The 14146-nt window shown below is 73.3% G+C and carries 14 protein-coding genes and 1 pseudogene; 11 read left to right on the forward strand and 4 right to left on the reverse strand.

What is annotated here, in order from left to right; genetic code table 11:
- Together ACFFF6_RS19685 and ACFFF6_RS19690 are read left to right on the forward strand one after the other, a co-directional pair.
- A partial coding sequence (locus tag ACFFF6_RS19685) for a hypothetical protein (RefSeq protein ID WP_376983224.1) occupies positions 1–216 on the forward strand: 216 nt, incomplete at its 5' end.
- A 19-nt stretch (positions 217–235) separates the two neighbouring features.
- Entirely contained in the window at positions 236–829 is a 594-nt protein-coding gene (locus ACFFF6_RS19690) for a hypothetical protein (protein ID WP_376983225.1), read from the forward strand.
- Positions 830–835: 6 nt separating this feature from the next.
- Here the strand turns inward: ACFFF6_RS19690 and ACFFF6_RS19695 are convergent, their stop codons facing one another.
- Positions 836–1363: a GyrI-like domain-containing protein gene (locus tag ACFFF6_RS19695; RefSeq protein ID WP_376983227.1), complete on the reverse strand. Its 528-nt coding sequence runs from the start codon at positions 1361–1363 to the stop codon at positions 836–838.
- Positions 1364–1484: 121 nt separating this feature from the next.
- On the opposite strand from ACFFF6_RS19695, the gene recR reads away from it, so the two are divergent.
- From recR to aspS, 4 genes are all read left to right on the forward strand, one after another.
- Positions 1485–2078 (forward strand): recombination mediator RecR, encoded by a 594-nt coding sequence (gene recR / locus ACFFF6_RS19700; RefSeq protein ID WP_376983228.1) that lies wholly within the window; start codon positions 1485–1487, stop codon positions 2076–2078.
- Positions 2075–3679, forward strand: coding sequence for a hypothetical protein (locus ACFFF6_RS19705; RefSeq protein ID WP_376983229.1), 1605 nt, complete (start codon positions 2075–2077; stop codon positions 3677–3679). The genes recR and ACFFF6_RS19705 overlap by 4 nt, the downstream gene beginning before the upstream one ends.
- A gap of 23 nt (positions 3680–3702) precedes the next feature.
- The gene (locus ACFFF6_RS19710) at positions 3703–3924 is read left to right on the forward strand and encodes a hypothetical protein (protein ID WP_376983230.1); all 222 of its coding nucleotides are present in this window, start codon (positions 3703–3705) and stop codon (positions 3922–3924) included.
- 175 nt (positions 3925–4099) lie between these two features.
- Positions 4100–5410: an aspartate--tRNA(Asn) ligase gene (gene aspS / locus ACFFF6_RS19715; protein ID WP_376983231.1), complete on the forward strand. Its 1311-nt coding sequence runs from the start codon at positions 4100–4102 to the stop codon at positions 5408–5410.
- Between the two features lie 173 nt (positions 5411–5583).
- Here the strand turns inward: aspS and ACFFF6_RS19720 are convergent, their stop codons facing one another.
- From ACFFF6_RS19720 to ACFFF6_RS19730, 3 genes are read right to left on the reverse strand one after another with little or no spacing between them, the layout of a single operon-like run.
- The gene (locus ACFFF6_RS19720) at positions 5584–6849 is read right to left on the reverse strand and encodes an ABC transporter permease (RefSeq protein WP_376983232.1); all 1266 of its coding nucleotides are present in this window, start codon (positions 6847–6849) and stop codon (positions 5584–5586) included.
- Complete coding sequence (locus tag ACFFF6_RS19725) at positions 6846–7970, reverse strand: hypothetical protein (protein WP_376983233.1); 1125 nt, start codon at positions 7968–7970, stop codon at positions 6846–6848. Before ACFFF6_RS19725 ends, ACFFF6_RS19720 begins: the two co-directional genes overlap by 4 nt.
- Positions 7967–8929, reverse strand: a complete 963-nt coding sequence (locus ACFFF6_RS19730) for an ABC transporter ATP-binding protein (RefSeq protein WP_376983235.1) — start codon at positions 8927–8929, stop codon at positions 7967–7969. The genes ACFFF6_RS19725 and ACFFF6_RS19730 overlap by 4 nt, the downstream gene beginning before the upstream one ends.
- Positions 8930–9102: 173 nt before the next feature.
- Between ACFFF6_RS19730 and ACFFF6_RS19735 the strand changes: the two genes are divergently transcribed.
- The 5 genes and pseudogenes from ACFFF6_RS19735 to ACFFF6_RS19755 all read left to right on the forward strand — a co-directional run.
- Entirely contained in the window at positions 9103–9741 is a 639-nt protein-coding gene (locus ACFFF6_RS19735; RefSeq protein WP_376983236.1) for a DedA family protein, read from the forward strand.
- 335 nt (positions 9742–10076) lie between these two features.
- Positions 10077–11444, forward strand: coding sequence for an aspartate kinase (locus ACFFF6_RS19740; protein ID WP_376983237.1), 1368 nt, complete (start codon positions 10077–10079; stop codon positions 11442–11444).
- A 1-nt stretch (position 11445) separates the two neighbouring features.
- Positions 11446–12534: an aspartate-semialdehyde dehydrogenase gene (locus ACFFF6_RS19745; protein ID WP_376983238.1), complete on the forward strand. Its 1089-nt coding sequence runs from the start codon at positions 11446–11448 to the stop codon at positions 12532–12534.
- Between the two features lie 5 nt (positions 12535–12539).
- Positions 12540–13358, forward strand: coding sequence for a TetR/AcrR family transcriptional regulator (locus ACFFF6_RS19750; RefSeq protein ID WP_376983239.1), 819 nt, complete (start codon positions 12540–12542; stop codon positions 13356–13358).
- 683 nt (positions 13359–14041) lie between these two features.
- A pseudogene (locus ACFFF6_RS19755) lies at positions 14042–14146 on the forward strand (hypothetical protein); the annotation flags it as partial.

Consider the following 14146-nt stretch of genomic DNA (forward strand, 5'->3'; position numbering starts at 1 on the left):
GCCGCGCACGCCACCCGCGCCGCCGCCCAGGACCGGGGACGTCAGCGCAGCGCGCCCTCCGCCGGCGGCACCCCCGCCCCGCCCGACGAGGACCCCACCGGCGGAGCCTCGCGAGACGACGCCGACGCGACCGTGACCAGACGCACCGGTCGGGAGGTCGTCGAGAAGCTGCTCGGCGGCCGCGTCCTCGAGGTCATCGACGAGACGCGCGGCTGACCGCCGCCGTGGAGGCGCCATGACCCGTCTCGCGCGAGGCCTCACCGAGGTGCTGACCCCGGTGGTGCCCGTGCTCGTGATCTGCATCCTGTGCGGGCTGCACAGCCAGCCCGGTCGTCTCGCCGGGCTCGGCTGGGGCCTGTTCGCCGGCCTGTTCTGCGCCGCCATCCCGTACGTGATCGTCGAGGCCGGTGTGCGCCGCGCCCGGTTCAGCGACCGCCAGGTCAGCCGCCCCGAGCAGCGCCGCCGCGCCTATCTGCTCGGCATCGGCTCCGTCGTCGTCGGCCTCGCCGCCATGCTCCTGCTCGGCGCCCCCGTCCTGCTGCTCTGGGCGCTCGGGACGATGTGCGCCGGCCTGCTCCTCGCCGCCGGGATCACCCTGCTGGGCATCAAGGTGTCCCTGCACCTGTTCTGCCTGAGCGCGCTGCTGGCCTTCCTCGCGCTCCTGCTCGACCCCCGATGGCTGCTCGCCGCGCCGGTGCTGCTGCCGCTGCTGGGCTGGGCACGACTCCACCTCGCGCAGCACACGCTGCGCGAGGTGGTCCTCGGAACCCTGCTCGGGCCCGCCGTCACGCTCCTCGGCTGGTCCCTCGCACCGCTGCCCGGCGGATGATCCGTCTCAGGCGCGCGGCTCGAGCAGGCTCACCAGATCGGTCCGCATCGTCGCCGGATCCGCCTCGGGCGAGGGCTCGGTCACGTAGAACTCCCAGAACGGGTACGTCATCTGCTCCGCGGAGTCGCCGATCGACTGCGTGAAACGCCCCCATGCCTCGCCCAGCCCGCCGTAGCCGCCGACGTAGCTGATCAGCCCCACCCGCCCGGCGGGCAGCTGGGACGCCTCCACGAGCAGGCCGCTCTCGAGCATGAGCGGCGCCTCGAGCGCCCGGTCCACCGGGAAGCCGACCTCGAGATCGGCCGTGTCCACCGGCGCCCGGTGATGCAGCGAGAACGCCGGGCCGATGGGCGTCACCCCGACCTCCGCGAGCGCATCGGCGAGATGCGAGAACGTCCCGTCCATCAGGGCCGGCATCTCGTACATCGGGTATCCCTGCTTGCGCACGACGGCGGTCAGCACCGCGGGCGCCTCCGCCACGCGGCAGGCGGACAGGGGCTCGGCAGGGAGGTACGGCTCGGGCAGCGGGCTCACGGAATGCTCCTCACATCGGATCCTGTGACGGAGGACACCATAGCCGGGCTTCCTGCGGGATCCTGCACGCACCCGGGTCGCCGCGGCGCCCGTCGTCAGGGCGGGCGCCTACCCTAGGAGGGTGTTCGAAGGCATCGTGCAGGACCTCATCGACGAGCTGGGCAAGCTGCCCGGCATCGGCCCCAAGTCGGCGCAGCGCATCGCGTTCCATCTGCTGGACGCGGACGCCGAGGCGGTGCATCGGCTCGCCGACGTGCTCGTGCGCGTCAAGGAGTCGGTGCGCTTCTGCAGGATCTGCGGGAACGTCGCCGCGGAGGACCTGTGCCGCATCTGCGCCGATGCGCGCCGCAGCGAGGAGGTCATCTGCGTCGTCGAGGAGTCCAAGGACATCGTCGCGATCGAGCGGATCCGCGAGTTCCGCGGCCGCTACCACGTCCTCGGCGGCGCGATCGACCCGATCGGCGGCATCGGCCCGAACGACCTGCGCATCAAGGAGCTCATGACCCGTCTCGCGAGCGGCGAGACGAGCGAGGTGATCCTCGCGCTGGACCCCAACATCGAGGGCGAGGCCACCAGCGCCTACCTCTCCCGCCTGCTGCAGCCGATGGAGCTGACCGTCAGCCGGCTCGCCTCCGGACTCCCGGTGGGAGGCGATCTGGACTATGCCGATGAGATGACCCTCGGGCGGGCGTTCCTGGGACGGCGATCGGTGTGACCCTCCCGCCTCGGGCGAGCTCCGCGCACCGGCCTGCGCCGCTGCGGAACCTGCCCGATCCGCCGCAGCTCCCCCTCGACTCCCCGGCCCTCGCCCTGCCCGAGCAGATCATGCTCCCCTCGCGCCGTCTGCTGCGCGCACGCCTGCTGAGAGCGGCGTGGATGCCGGCCCTGGTCCTCCTCCCGCTCTGGTATGCGCTGCTGACCTGCTACGTCCTGGGCACCTCGCCGACCTTCCTCCTGCTCGGCAGCCTCGCCCTCGTCGTCGAGCCCGGCATGTTCGACATGTTCGTGCGCTCGATCGGCTTCACGCCGCTCGGGTTGGGGCTCGCCTACCTGCTGGTCCCCCTCACCGGGACGCTCGTGAGCCTCTCGCTCCTCCTCCTGTCCGTGCACCGGGTCGCGACGATCAACCCGCGCATGCACCTGACCGAGGAGGACTTCCAGCGGGCCGTGTCCCGCCGGGCCGCCGCCCCGCTCATGATCCTGCCGCTGGTCTCCGTGATCGCCACCGTCCTGCTGGCGCTCACCCCGCTGTCCCCGCACTGGGGAACTCTCAGCGCCGGGGTGCTCGCCGCCCTGTGCGCGGCGCTGCTGTGGTGCGCGCTCGCCTGGCTGACCATGCGTCCTCTGCTGAGCGCGCCCCGGCTGCTGGACGTCCCGACCCCGGCCGAGCAGATGAGCCTGTGGGACCGCTCGACCCGCACCGCCCCCGCCGCGGACCGGGCCGCCCGCCTCGCCGTCCTCGTCACCCAGGACCGGCGGCACCTGCCGCCGGTCCCCTCCCGCCTCGAACCCGGCCCGGCGGAGCTGCTCGCCCGGGCCGGGCGAACCCTCGCCGCCCTCGCCGGACCGGCCATGACCTGGGTGGGTCTGGTGATGCTGCCGCTGGGCTGGATCATCTTCTCGATCCTCGACCTCGTCGTGGTCATCGAGCGCATGACCAGCGACATGGCCTTCTCCGTCGTCCAGGCCCAGCAGCCCTGGCAGGTGTTCGCCGTCGGCCTCCCGCTGCTCGCGGTCCTCGCCGGCCTCGTCTCCCTCGCCCCGCAGCTGGCGATGCTCCTCGCCCGTCCGCTGCGTTCCCGGGTCCTCGACGAGCGCACCTACCCGGACTGGGAGACGCGGGCGGAGCTGAACCCGTGGGAGGCTCGCGTGGTCGTCCTGACCGGGGTGCTCGTCGCGCTCGAAGCCCTGATCATCACGGGGGCGCTCGCCGTGCTGCTCGAGCTCGCCGGCGGCATGACCTCGACCGGCTGGGTCTGGATCGGCATCGACGTGCTCGTCGCGAGCCCGCTGCTGGGCGCCGCCGCCTCCTTCGCGATGCGCCGCCGCCTGCGGGACATCGTCTACGGCCCCGCCGGGCTGTACACGCGCCGGCGCACGCCCTTCGTGCTCGTCGCCCCCGAGGGAGGGGTGGCGCCCCTGCGACCCGCCTCCCCCGAGGAGCACCTGTCGCCCTACCGGGCGGCCGATGCCGAAGCCGTCTCCCGCGGGATCCTCCCGGACTTCGGGACCGGGGGCGGGGCCGATGCATCTGCCCCCACGGGCGCGGACCCGCATCGGATCCCGAGCGCCGATCCCGGCCCGGCCGACCGGTAGACGGCCCCCGTATCATGCGAGGCATGAACCAGACCTCCGGCGGGATCCTGCGGGCACGGATCCGGCGCAACAGCGTCCTCACGATGCTCCTGGGCGCGATCATCGTCGTCGGCGTCCTGCTCGCGGACGGACGCAGCAGCTTCGTGTGGCTCGGCGTCGCGGTCATCGTGCTCGGTGCGGGCATGCTCCTGCTCGCGGGCTCCCTGCCCGCGCTGCGCGAGGACCCGGCCCCGCGGCGCCGCTGAGCGTGCGCTAGCCTGGGCGGGCGCGCCGAGGACTGACACCCCTCACGCCCCCGGGCACGGAGCGCACGCGCGTACCGGCGGACCGACGAGAGGCCGGCGCCAGCCGGCGAAGGTGCGGTGGCACAGCGACCTAGCCCCCGCCCGCACCTCCAGGGCCCCATCACCTGGAGGAATCATGAGACCTGCCCCCCACCCCGTCGTCGTCGCCGCGGAGATCGGCTCCACCGCGCCCGGCAGCACGGTCGCCATCCGCGGGCACGTGCACCGTCGGCGCGAGCTGTCCCGCGTCGCCTTCCTCGTCGTCCGGGACCGCAGCGGGCTCGTGCAGGTCGTCCTCGAGCCGGAGGACGGCTCAGGCGCCCTGCCCCCCGAGGAGACGCCGGTCCGCATCACTGGGACCGTGAGCGCCAACCCGAAGGCGCCCGGAGGGCGGGAGATCGTGCGGCCCCGGATCACCCTTCTCGGCGATCCGGCCGCGACCTCCCCCTTCGAGCTCTGGCGCCCCGAGCTGACCGCCTCGCTGCCGGCGAGGCTCGACCATGCCGCGCTCAGCTGGCGGCATCCCGTCCAGCGGGCCCGCTGGAGGCTGGCCGCCGCGTCGATGCGCGGCTTCCGCGCCGCCCTCGATGCGGACGGCTTCACCGAGATCGCGACCCCCAAGCTGGTGGGGGCCGCGACCGAGTCCGGAGCGGAGGTGTTCCGCGTCGACTACTTCGGACAGCCGGCCTACCTCGCCCAGAGCCCGCAGCTGTACAAGCAGCAGCTCGTCGGAGTCTTCGAGAGGGTCTACGAGGTCGGTCCCGTCTTCCGCGCCGAACCCCACGACACCGCCCGGCACCTCGCCCAGTACACGTCGCTGGACGTCGAGCTCGGCTTCATCGAGGACCATCGCGACGTCCTCGCCGTGCTCACGAACGTGCTGCACCGGATGCTCGAGACGCTGCGCGAGGACGCCGCCCCCGAGCTGGACCTGCTGCAGGTCGAGCTGCCCAGCATCCCCGCGGCGGTCCCCGTCGTCCACTTCGCGCACGCCCGCGAGCTCCTCGGCGCTCCGCCCGACCTCCCCGACCTCTCCCCGGAGCAGGAACGGGCGCTCGGACGCTGGGCCCGGGCCGAGCACGGCAGCGACGTGCTCGCCGTCGAGGCGTACCCGCTTCGCACGCGTCCCTTCTACACCCACCCCTGGACCCGGGAGCCCACCCCCGGCGGCCCGTACAGCAACAGCTTCGACCTGCTCTTCCGCGGAGTGGAGCTCGTCACCGGCGGGCAGCGGCTGCACCGCCACGGCGACTACCTGGCCGCTCTTGCGGAACGAGGGATCGACGCGGCCGAGCACGCGGACTACCTGCGCACCGTCGAGGGCGGGATGCCGCCGCACGGCGGATTCGCGATCGGGCTCGAGCGCTGGGTCTCCCGCCTGATCGGGATGGGGAACGTCCGCGAGGTGACGCTGTTCCCGCGGGACCTCCACCGTCTGCGGCCCTGACACCGCTCCCATGCTGACGTCTGCCGAGTTCTGTACCACTCACGTGCCGCAGACGGTACAGAACTCGGCAGATGCGGCGCAGCCGATCAGGGGATATGGGAGGCCCGATCGGCTCCGCACCGTCCTGCGGTGCACCTCGTGCCTCCGCGCACCGTCGGACGGAGCGCAGCCGATCAGGCGATGCGGGTGCCGGCGCTGATGCGGCGCATCGGAACCCGCAGCCGCGTGATCGCGAGAACGGAGGCGCCGCCGCCGACGAGCGTCCACGCCGCGAGGCCCATCGGCCACACCGGCCACGGCATCGCCCCGCTCACGCCCTCCGGGTAGCCGGGGATTCCCGGCTCGCACTGCACCCGGAAGACGTCCGCCTGCGGATTCGAGGCCCAGCGGACACCGGACTTCAGATAGGCGAGCAGGTCCAGCGGCGCGTCCCCCTCGCCGAGCAGATCCTGCGGGAGAGCGGGTGCCGTCTCCGCCACCAGCACGAACGGGTTCATCCACAGCAGGGGAGCGGTGAACTCGGAATGGACGGTCGTGGACATGTCCTCGCCCCAGGAGACGCACACCCACTCGCCCTCGCGGGGCGCCTGCTCGCCGTCCTCGAGCGTCAGGGCCGGTCCGCCCCCGCCCGCGCCGGGGCCGAGCTCGATCCAATCCCCCTCGTAGGGCGTCTGGAAGTACTGGGTCTGCGTGCTCGGCACCGTGAGCATCGGCAGAGACGCCCCCCAGATCACCGGGAGGATCACCATCGTCCCGATGACGCCCAGGTACGTGAGCACGACCGAGCCCAGCTGCCGTGCGAGCAGCGAGGACATGCCCACCCCGAACGCCGTCACCAGCAGCGACAGCACGCCGATCATGAGCACGATCCGCAGCAGGTACAGGATCGAGGAGCCGCCCAGCAGCATCGACGGCGCGACCGAGGGCATCGCCGTGCCGAGGAAAGCGAGGCCCACGAGCCAGCCGGCGAGAATCTTCCCCACGACGATCTCCGCCGGGCTCAGCAGCGTCGCCTGCAGCGTCGCGAGGGTGCCCGCGGTGCGGTCCCCGTTGATCGACCCGGCCGAGAGCGCCGGCAGCACCAGCATCAGCATGAACACCAGCAGCAGCGTCGACAGCGACGCGCACAGCTGCCCAGCGGTGCGCAGCAGCCCGCCGTCGCCGAAGAAGGAGGCATCCCCGTCCGCGAAGACCGTGAACGACGAGAAGATCAGCAGGCTCATGCCCATCAGGAACACGAACCAGATCCCGAGGGCGATGTACCACCGCTTCGAGCGCACCCGCTGCCGCAGCTCGAGCGAGGCCACGAGCCACAGCGCGTGGGGACGCAGCCGCCACGTCGAGGCGCCCGCGGTCGACGGGCGGGGCTCGGGCGGCACCGCGGCCGACGCGTCGCTCCCGGCCGGGGGCGGGGGCGGAAGGACGGGGCCGGAACTCATCGGGTGCCTCCTGACATAGGGACGGACAGACGGTGCACCGCGAGCAGGGCCGTGCCGCCGCCCGCCAGGAACCAGAGGGCGAGGCCGACGGGCCAGGCCGGACGGGGCGAGGGGACGGGATCCTGTCCTTCGCACAGCACCCATCCCAGAGGATCGGACGCCCGCGCATAGCCATCCCGGATATCGCCCAGCACGGTCGCATCGGTGCTCCGCGCGAGGACCTGCGAGAGCAGGATCAGGGGGTTCGGGGCTGCGAGCCCGAGCAGCGCATCGCTGCGAGGAACGGTCTGGGAGGACGAGGCCGGGGTGCAGACCGTGATGAGCATCGGCCCGGGAGCGTTCCCGACGCCGTCCCGCCTCGGATCGACGGCATATCCCCGCAGGTCATGGGCATCGAGGTAGCGGCTGATCTCCTCGGGCCCGGCGTCGATGTCGACCGCGTTCAGCAGCTCGATCATCTCCTGATCACCCCGCGGGGGCGGGACCTGCTGGCGCAGCAGCGGGAAGGAGGCCAGCCAGACCATCGGCAGCAGCACGCAGCCGACCGCCACCGCCTGGTAGGCGCGGATGACGGCGCGGCGCCGACCTGCGGTGAGGGCGCCGATGCCGACGCACAGCATCGCCACGGCCAGGGCGATCCCGGCGAGCAGGCCCAGCGTCGCGGCCGCCCTCCCCACGCCGTAGCCGGCGAAGATCGCTCCCGGGACGAGGCCGGGCGCAGCAGCGGCGAGGAGCGCCAGCCCCACGAGCCACAGGGCGAGGGTCTTCCCGCCGATGATCTGCGCCGGGCGGAGCAGCGAGCCCTGCAGCGGTGCGAGCATCCCGGCCTCCCGGTCGCGGGGGACGGCGGCCGCGGCCAGCCCGGGCAGGACCAGCAGCAGCGAACCCAGCGCGAGGATCGCCACAGCGGCGAAGGACGACTCCCCGGCCCCGGTGCGGGCCTGGGCCCAGCCCTCGACCGTCGAGTTCGCACCCGCTACGGCCGGATGCCGACGGGCGAGCACGAGACCGCCCACCACGACCAGCGCTGCGGCCCAGCAGGCGAGGAGGAGCAGGGGCCGTCGGCCGCGATGCCGCCGCAGCTCGAGCCCCGCGACCAGGCGCAGACCCGCCCAGCTCACAGCGCCCCCTGCCTCCGCGCCGCCTCGCTCGCGAGATAGGCGGACTCCAGACGTCCGGCGGCCGGGCCGAAGCCGACGATCCGCCCGTCATGGGTGACGAGGTCCGCGAGCAGCAGCGCGGCCACCTTCTCGTCCGGCAGGTCCAGGGTGACCTCGGCATACCCCTCGGGCTCCGGATCCGTCCGATGCACGCGGCCGCGGTGCACACCCGCCGCGTCGAGAGCCCGCCACAGGCTGGACGCGTCCAGGCTGCGCACCCGCCAGCGCTGCGGACGCTCGGCGAGCTCCTGCAGACTCGCCTGTCCCGTCTGCCGGCCCTGGTCCATGAACACGACCCGGTCCGCCATCTCCTCGAGCTCGGTGAGGATGTGGCTCGAGACGAGCACCGTCCCGCCATCGGCCGCGAAGCCGCGCACGATCCCGAGCAGGCGCTTGCGGGCCGCGGGATCCAGTCCGGAGGCAGGCTCGTCGAGGATGAGCACCTGCGGCGCATGCACGAGGGCGCGCGCCAGGCCCAGGCGCTGCTTCTGCCCGCGGGAGAGGACGTGGGCGGGAGTGCGGGCGAGGCTCGCCAGGTCGAGCTGCTCCAGCAGGACCCCGATGCGTTCGCGCAGCTGCGGCCGCGGCAGGAAGTAGGCGCGGCCCATGACCTCGAGGACCTCCGCGACCTGCAGCGAGTCCCAGGCCCCGAACTGGTCCGGCATCCATCCGACCGCCCGACGTGTCGCATCGGTGTCGACCTGGGGATCATGGCCGAGGATGCGGATGCTGCCGGCGTCGGGCGCGAGCAGCGAGGCGAGCATGAGCATGAGCGTCGACTTGCCGCAGCCGTTGGGGCCCACGAGCGCGGTCACCTGGCCCTGCGGAGCTGTGAGCGACAGACCCGCGACCGCCTGGACGGCCCCGAAGGCGCGGGAGACCCCGTCGACCTGGATCCCCGGCGGCTCTGCAGTGCTCATCGTCCCTCCCTGGACCGGAGCACGCGCGGCCCCCTGCTGCGATCATCCCATCCCTCTCGCCGCGGTGCAGGTGATCCGCACGATGCCTGCACATCTCCGCTCCCGGTCGTCCACGAGGCAGGGCGGCTGATGCGGCATGCTGAAGGGGCACCTCGACCCCCGGGAGACCCTGCATGGACCTGATCCGCACCCTGATGGACCCCACGGCGCTGCTCGAGCAGTTCGGGCCGGCCTTCTGGTGGGTCAGCCATCTGATCGTCCTCGTCGAGTGCGGGCTGTTCTTCCCGATCCTGCCGGGGGACTCGCTGCTGTTCGCGATCGGCATGTTCACCCACGAGGGCGTGCTGGGCGTGCCGCTCGGGGTGTCGCTGCTGACGCTGATCGCGGCTGCGATCGCCGGCAACGTCAGCGGCTACGAGATCGGCCGGGCGCTCGGTCCGCGGCTGTACGAGCGGGACGGCCGCGTCCTGAAGCGTGCCTACTTCGACCGGTCCATCGCCTTCTTCGAGAGCTACGGCGCCCGGGCCCTCGTGCTGGGGCGCTTCGTCCCGATCGTGCGCACCTTCGTGACCGTCGTCGCGGGCGTGAGCCGCATGCCGCGCCGGACCTTCTACACGTGGTCCGCGGTCGGCGCCGTGGCGTGGGTCGTGCTGCTGACCCTGCTCGGGTACGCGCTCGGAGGCGTGCCCCTGATCCGGGACCACATCGAGGCGGCGGTGCTCCTGCTGGTCGCGGTGTCCGTCCTGCCGATGGCGGTCGAGTACCTGCGCGGGCGCCTGCGCGTCCGCGCCGCCGCCCGCACGGGCGCCTGACCCCCGCCTGACCTCCGCCGGGACGGCCGGCGTCCTCGCGGTGCTGCGCGGGCTCGCGTGCGGCGAAGGTGCGGCTCCCGGGCCGGGACAGCCGCAGCTTGGCCGCACAGGTCGGGGCAGGGGCAGCGCTCCGCCGCGTCCGGCGGGGTGTGGCGGTGGTCCCGGATCGCAGGCGGGGGCGGAGCGCATCCGGTCGCACTCGTACACTGGGGGAGGCCCTGCGACGTGCCCGCGCGCTCCCGCATGCCCGGAGCCCGCGGGGGCCCGCCCGGCCCGCCCTGTCCGCGTGCGGCGGCGCCCCGCGCGCCCCGACGATCCTGAGGAGGCCCGCCTCGATGAGCCTGGTGGTCCAGAAGTACGGCGGATCCTCCGTCGCCGATGCCACGTCCGTGAAGCGCGTGGCCGACCGCATCGCGCTGTACGCGAAGGCCGGTCACAAGGTCGTCGTCGTCGTGTCCGCGATGGGCGACACCACCGACGAGCTCATCGATCTCGCGGAGCAGGTCACGGCGACGCCGCCCCCGCGTGAGCTCGACATGCTCCTCACCGCGGGCGAGCGCATCTCGATGGCCGTGCTGTCCATGGCGCTGAACGACCTGGGCGTCGCCGCCCGCGCCTACACCGGGTCCCAGGCCGGCCTGATCACCGACGAGGTCCATGGCCGGGCCCACATCCTCAAGGTCACCCCGGGCCGGATCCGCGACGCCGTCGACCAGGGCAGCGTCGCGATCGTCGCCGGCTTCCAGGGCGTCTCCCAGTCCACCAAGGACATCACCACCCTGGGACGCGGCGGCTCCGACACGACCGCCGTCGCCCTCGCCGCGGCGCTCGAGGCCGATGTCTGCGAGATCTACTCCGACGTGGACGGCGTCTTCACCGCGGACCCCCGCATCGTCCACGCCGCGCGCCGCGTCCCGTACATCTCGAGCGAGGAGATGCTCGAGATGGCCGCGAACGGCTCCAAGATCCTCATGGCCCGCAGCGTCGAGTACGCCCGCCGCTACGGGGTGCCGCTGCACGTGCGCAGCTCCTTCAGCGGCCGCATCGGCACCATCGTCTCCGACCAGCCGGAGCGGGAGATCCCCGTGGACCCGGACCTGACCATCCGCATCGCCGACGTCGTCCACCTGGACGCCGGCAACCCCAGCAAGGAGGACATCGTGGAGTCCCAGCGCGAGGAGGGCCTCGAGGCCCCCATCATCTCCGGCGTCGCCCATGACCGCAGCGAAGGCAAGATCACCGTGGTCGAGGTGCCGGACCAGCCGGGCAAGGCCGCGCTCCTGTTCGACGTGGTCGCCTCCTCCGGCGCGAACATCGACATGATCGTGCAGAACTCCTCGACGACCGATGACACGGTCGCGATCTCCTTCACCCTGCCCGAGGCCGATTCCGCGGCCGCTCTCGCCGCGATCGAGACGGCGCAGGAGACGATCGGCTACCGCGAGGTGCGCTACAACGACCAGATCGGGAAGGTGTCGATCGTCGGTGCGGGCATGAAGGCGTCGCCCGGCGTGTCCGCGACCCTGTTCCGCACCCTCGGCGAGGCCGGCATCAACATCGACATGATCTCCACCTCGGAGATCCGCATCTCCGTGGTCACCGACGTGCATCGGCTCGATGACGCGGTGCAGGTGATCCACACCGCGTTCGGCCTGGACGCGGATCAGACCGAGGCCGTCGTGTACGGCGGGACGGGGCGCTGACATGACCGACTTCACCACCACCCCCGGGTATTGCGAGGACGGCCCCGTCCTCGGTGTCGTGGGAGCAACCGGCCAGGTCGGCCGCGTCATGCTCGCCCTGCTCGCCCAGCGCGCCGTGCCCCACTCCCGGATCCGCGCCTTCGCCTCCGCCCGCTCCGCCGGCACGGCCGTGCAGTACGCGGGCCAGGAGCTGCTCGTCGAGGACGCCGCGAGCGCGGACATCTCCTCCGAGGGCTCCCGCATCGACGTCGCGATCTTCTCCGCCGGCGGCTCGACCAGCACGGCACTGGCCCCCCGCTTCGCCGAGGCGGGCGCGGTCGTGGTCGACAACTCCTCCGCCTGGCGCCGCGACGCGCAGGTCCCGCTCGTGGTCGCCGAGGTCAACCCCGGGGCCGCCGCCGACCGCCCCCGCGGCATCATCGCCAACCCCAACTGCACGACCATGGCAGCGATGCCTGCGCTGAAGGTCCTCCACGAGGAGGCGGGGCTCGCGCGCCTCAAGGTCGCGACCTACCAGGCCGTCTCCGGCTCCGGTCTCGCCGGCGTGGAGGAGCTCGCCGGGCAGGTCCGCGCCGCCGAGCCCGCGATCGAGCAGCTCGCGACCGACGGCACGGCCGCGACCGTGCCCGCGCCGCGCACGTACACCCAGCCGATCGCCTTCAACGTCCTCGCCCAGGCCGGGAGCTTCGTCGAGGACGGCTCCGGCGAGACGGACGAGGAGCAGAAGCTGCGCCACGAGTCCCGCAAGATCCTGGGCATCCCGGACCTCGCGGTCGCCGGCACGTGCGTGCGCGTCCCCGTCGTCACCGGGCACTCCCTGGCGATCCACGCCGAGTTCGATCGCCCGATCAGCGCCGACCGCGCCCGCGAGCTGCTCGCGGACGCGCCCGGCGTCACCCTCGTGGAGGTGCCGACTCCGCTCGCGGCCGCCGGGCAGGACGGCACCTTCGTGGGCCGGATCCGCGAGGACCAGTCGGTCCCGGGCGGGAAGGGTCTCGTGCTGTTCGCCGTCGCGGACAATCTGCGCAAGGGCGCCGCGCTCAACGCCATCCAGATCGCCGAGCTCCTCGTGGAGGAGACTGTACGGTGATCGGCATGGCGCCGACCGTCCACCCGTCCTCCGGCCCGGGCCCCGTCCCGCTGGCCGCGGTCCTGTCCGACCGCGCCGGCGACGGCACGGTCTCGCAGGAGCAGGCAGGGCCCCTGCCCTCCGGGGATCCTGCTCTGCAGGGCATCCGCACGCTCGCGGATCCCGGCACCGGCGAGGAGGGCGAGACGGGCCCGGTCCGCACGGCCAAGGGCGAGTCGCGACGCGAGGAGATCCTCGACAGCGCCGCGACCCTCTTCGCGGAGCACGGGTACTTCGGCGCCAGCCTGCGGGACATCTCCCAGCGTGTGGGGGTGTCCCATCCCGGCATGCTCCACCACTTCCCGACCAAGGACGCCCTGCTCAGCGCGGTCATCGACCGGCTCGAGAATCAGGCCCAGGGCCTGCTGGGCAGCGCGCCGCGGCTGGGCGGGGACCGCGCGACCTTCGTCTCCGCCCTCCACCGGCAGTGGAACCCGCGCTCGCATCCCATGCAGCTGCTCTCGACCCTGAACGGGGAGGCCGTCAGCCGCGACCATCCGGCGCGGTTCCGCCTGGCACGTCTGCGCCGCGTCCACGAGCACGTGCTCGAGGACGTGTACGCGGGCTTCGCCGCCCGCGGCGAGCTGTGCCGCGGCGTCGACCCCGGCTTCGCGGCCCGCTGCACCGTCGCGCTGGTGCTGTCCCTCGCCGTACGCGAGGAGACCGTCCGCACCCTCCAGCGTCCCGGGCACGAGGACACCGCCGCCCAGGACCTCGACTCCCTCGCCGCCACGTTCCTCGAGGACGACCATCCCTCCGCCCCTCATCCGAAGGACCTGCCATGACCGAGCTGACCGGGCTGACCGGCTTCCTCTCCGCTGAAGGCCCCGCCGGCGACACCGGCCGCGCCCCGATCCCGCACGCGGACGCCTCGACGCTCGGGCTGAGCATCGACCGGGAGGGCACGGACGTCCTGGCCCGGCGGTTGCGCGCCGACGCCCCGGCGCTGTACCTCGCGCCCGTGGACGGCGGCGTCCTGTGGGGCACGGATCTGCGCGCCCTGATCGCCGCCCGCACCGCCTCCGGCGTCGTCGCGGCCCCGCACGAGCCGACGGTCCTCGCGTACCTGCGCGGTCGCGACGTCGCGAGCGGCGGGGCGACCTTCTTCGAGGGCGTGCAGCGGCTCGACGTCGGCGACACCGTGCGGATCGGCGTCGATGGGCGGATCCGCCGCGAGCGCGGGGACGAGGTCGCCGCCCCGGCCTCCGCAGGCGGCAGCTCGCTGGCGAAGGCCGTCACCGCCGCGGCCGGCACCGCCCCGGGGGCGACCGTGCTGCTGGCGGAGGACCTCGGCTCGGCGGCGCTGCTGGTCGAGGCCGAGGCGGCCGCCGCCGTCACCGTCCATGCCGCGAGCGCCCGCACCGCCGACGCGGGCTCCTCGCCGATCGGCGTCTCGCGCGCTCTCGAGGCCGTCGCGACCCGGGCGGGGATCCGGCACGAGTCCGTCCGCCCCACGACCGATCAGTTCAAGAAGGATCTCGCGGACACGGCGCTGAAGACCGCGCAGTCGGGATACCTGACCCGTCGCCTGGTCGACGTCTCGCAGGACGTCATCGTCCGCGAGGCCGACTGC

This window comes from Brachybacterium hainanense (assembly GCF_042434575.1).
Classification (GTDB): Bacteria; Actinomycetota; Actinomycetes; order Actinomycetales; family Dermabacteraceae; genus Brachybacterium; species Brachybacterium hainanense.

Bases quoted from the DNA above. Each gene is read 5' to 3' on its own strand.
- ACFFF6_RS19710 (WP_376983230.1), top strand. From the start codon at position 3,703: ATGAACCAGACCTCCGGCGGGATCCTGCGGGCACGGATCCGGCGCAAC.
- ACFFF6_RS19750 (WP_376983239.1), top strand. From the start codon at position 12,540: ATGGCGCCGACCGTCCACCCGTCCTCCGGCCCGGGCCCCGTCCCGCTG.
- ACFFF6_RS19690 (WP_376983225.1), top strand. From the start codon at position 236: ATGACCCGTCTCGCGCGAGGCCTCACCGAGGTGCTGACCCCGGTGGTG.
- ACFFF6_RS19745 (WP_376983238.1), top strand. From the start codon at position 11,446: ATGACCGACTTCACCACCACCCCCGGGTATTGCGAGGACGGCCCCGTC.
- ACFFF6_RS19735 (WP_376983236.1), top strand. From the start codon at position 9,103: ATGGACCTGATCCGCACCCTGATGGACCCCACGGCGCTGCTCGAGCAG.
- ACFFF6_RS19740 (WP_376983237.1), top strand. From the start codon at position 10,077: ATGAGCCTGGTGGTCCAGAAGTACGGCGGATCCTCCGTCGCCGATGCC.
- aspS (WP_376983231.1), top strand. From the start codon at position 4,100: ATGAGACCTGCCCCCCACCCCGTCGTCGTCGCCGCGGAGATCGGCTCC.
- ACFFF6_RS19730 (WP_376983235.1), bottom strand. From the start codon at position 8,929: ATGAGCACTGCAGAGCCGCCGGGGATCCAGGTCGACGGGGTCTCCCGC.
- ACFFF6_RS19720 (WP_376983232.1), bottom strand. From the start codon at position 6,849: ATGAGTTCCGGCCCCGTCCTTCCGCCCCCGCCCCCGGCCGGGAGCGAC.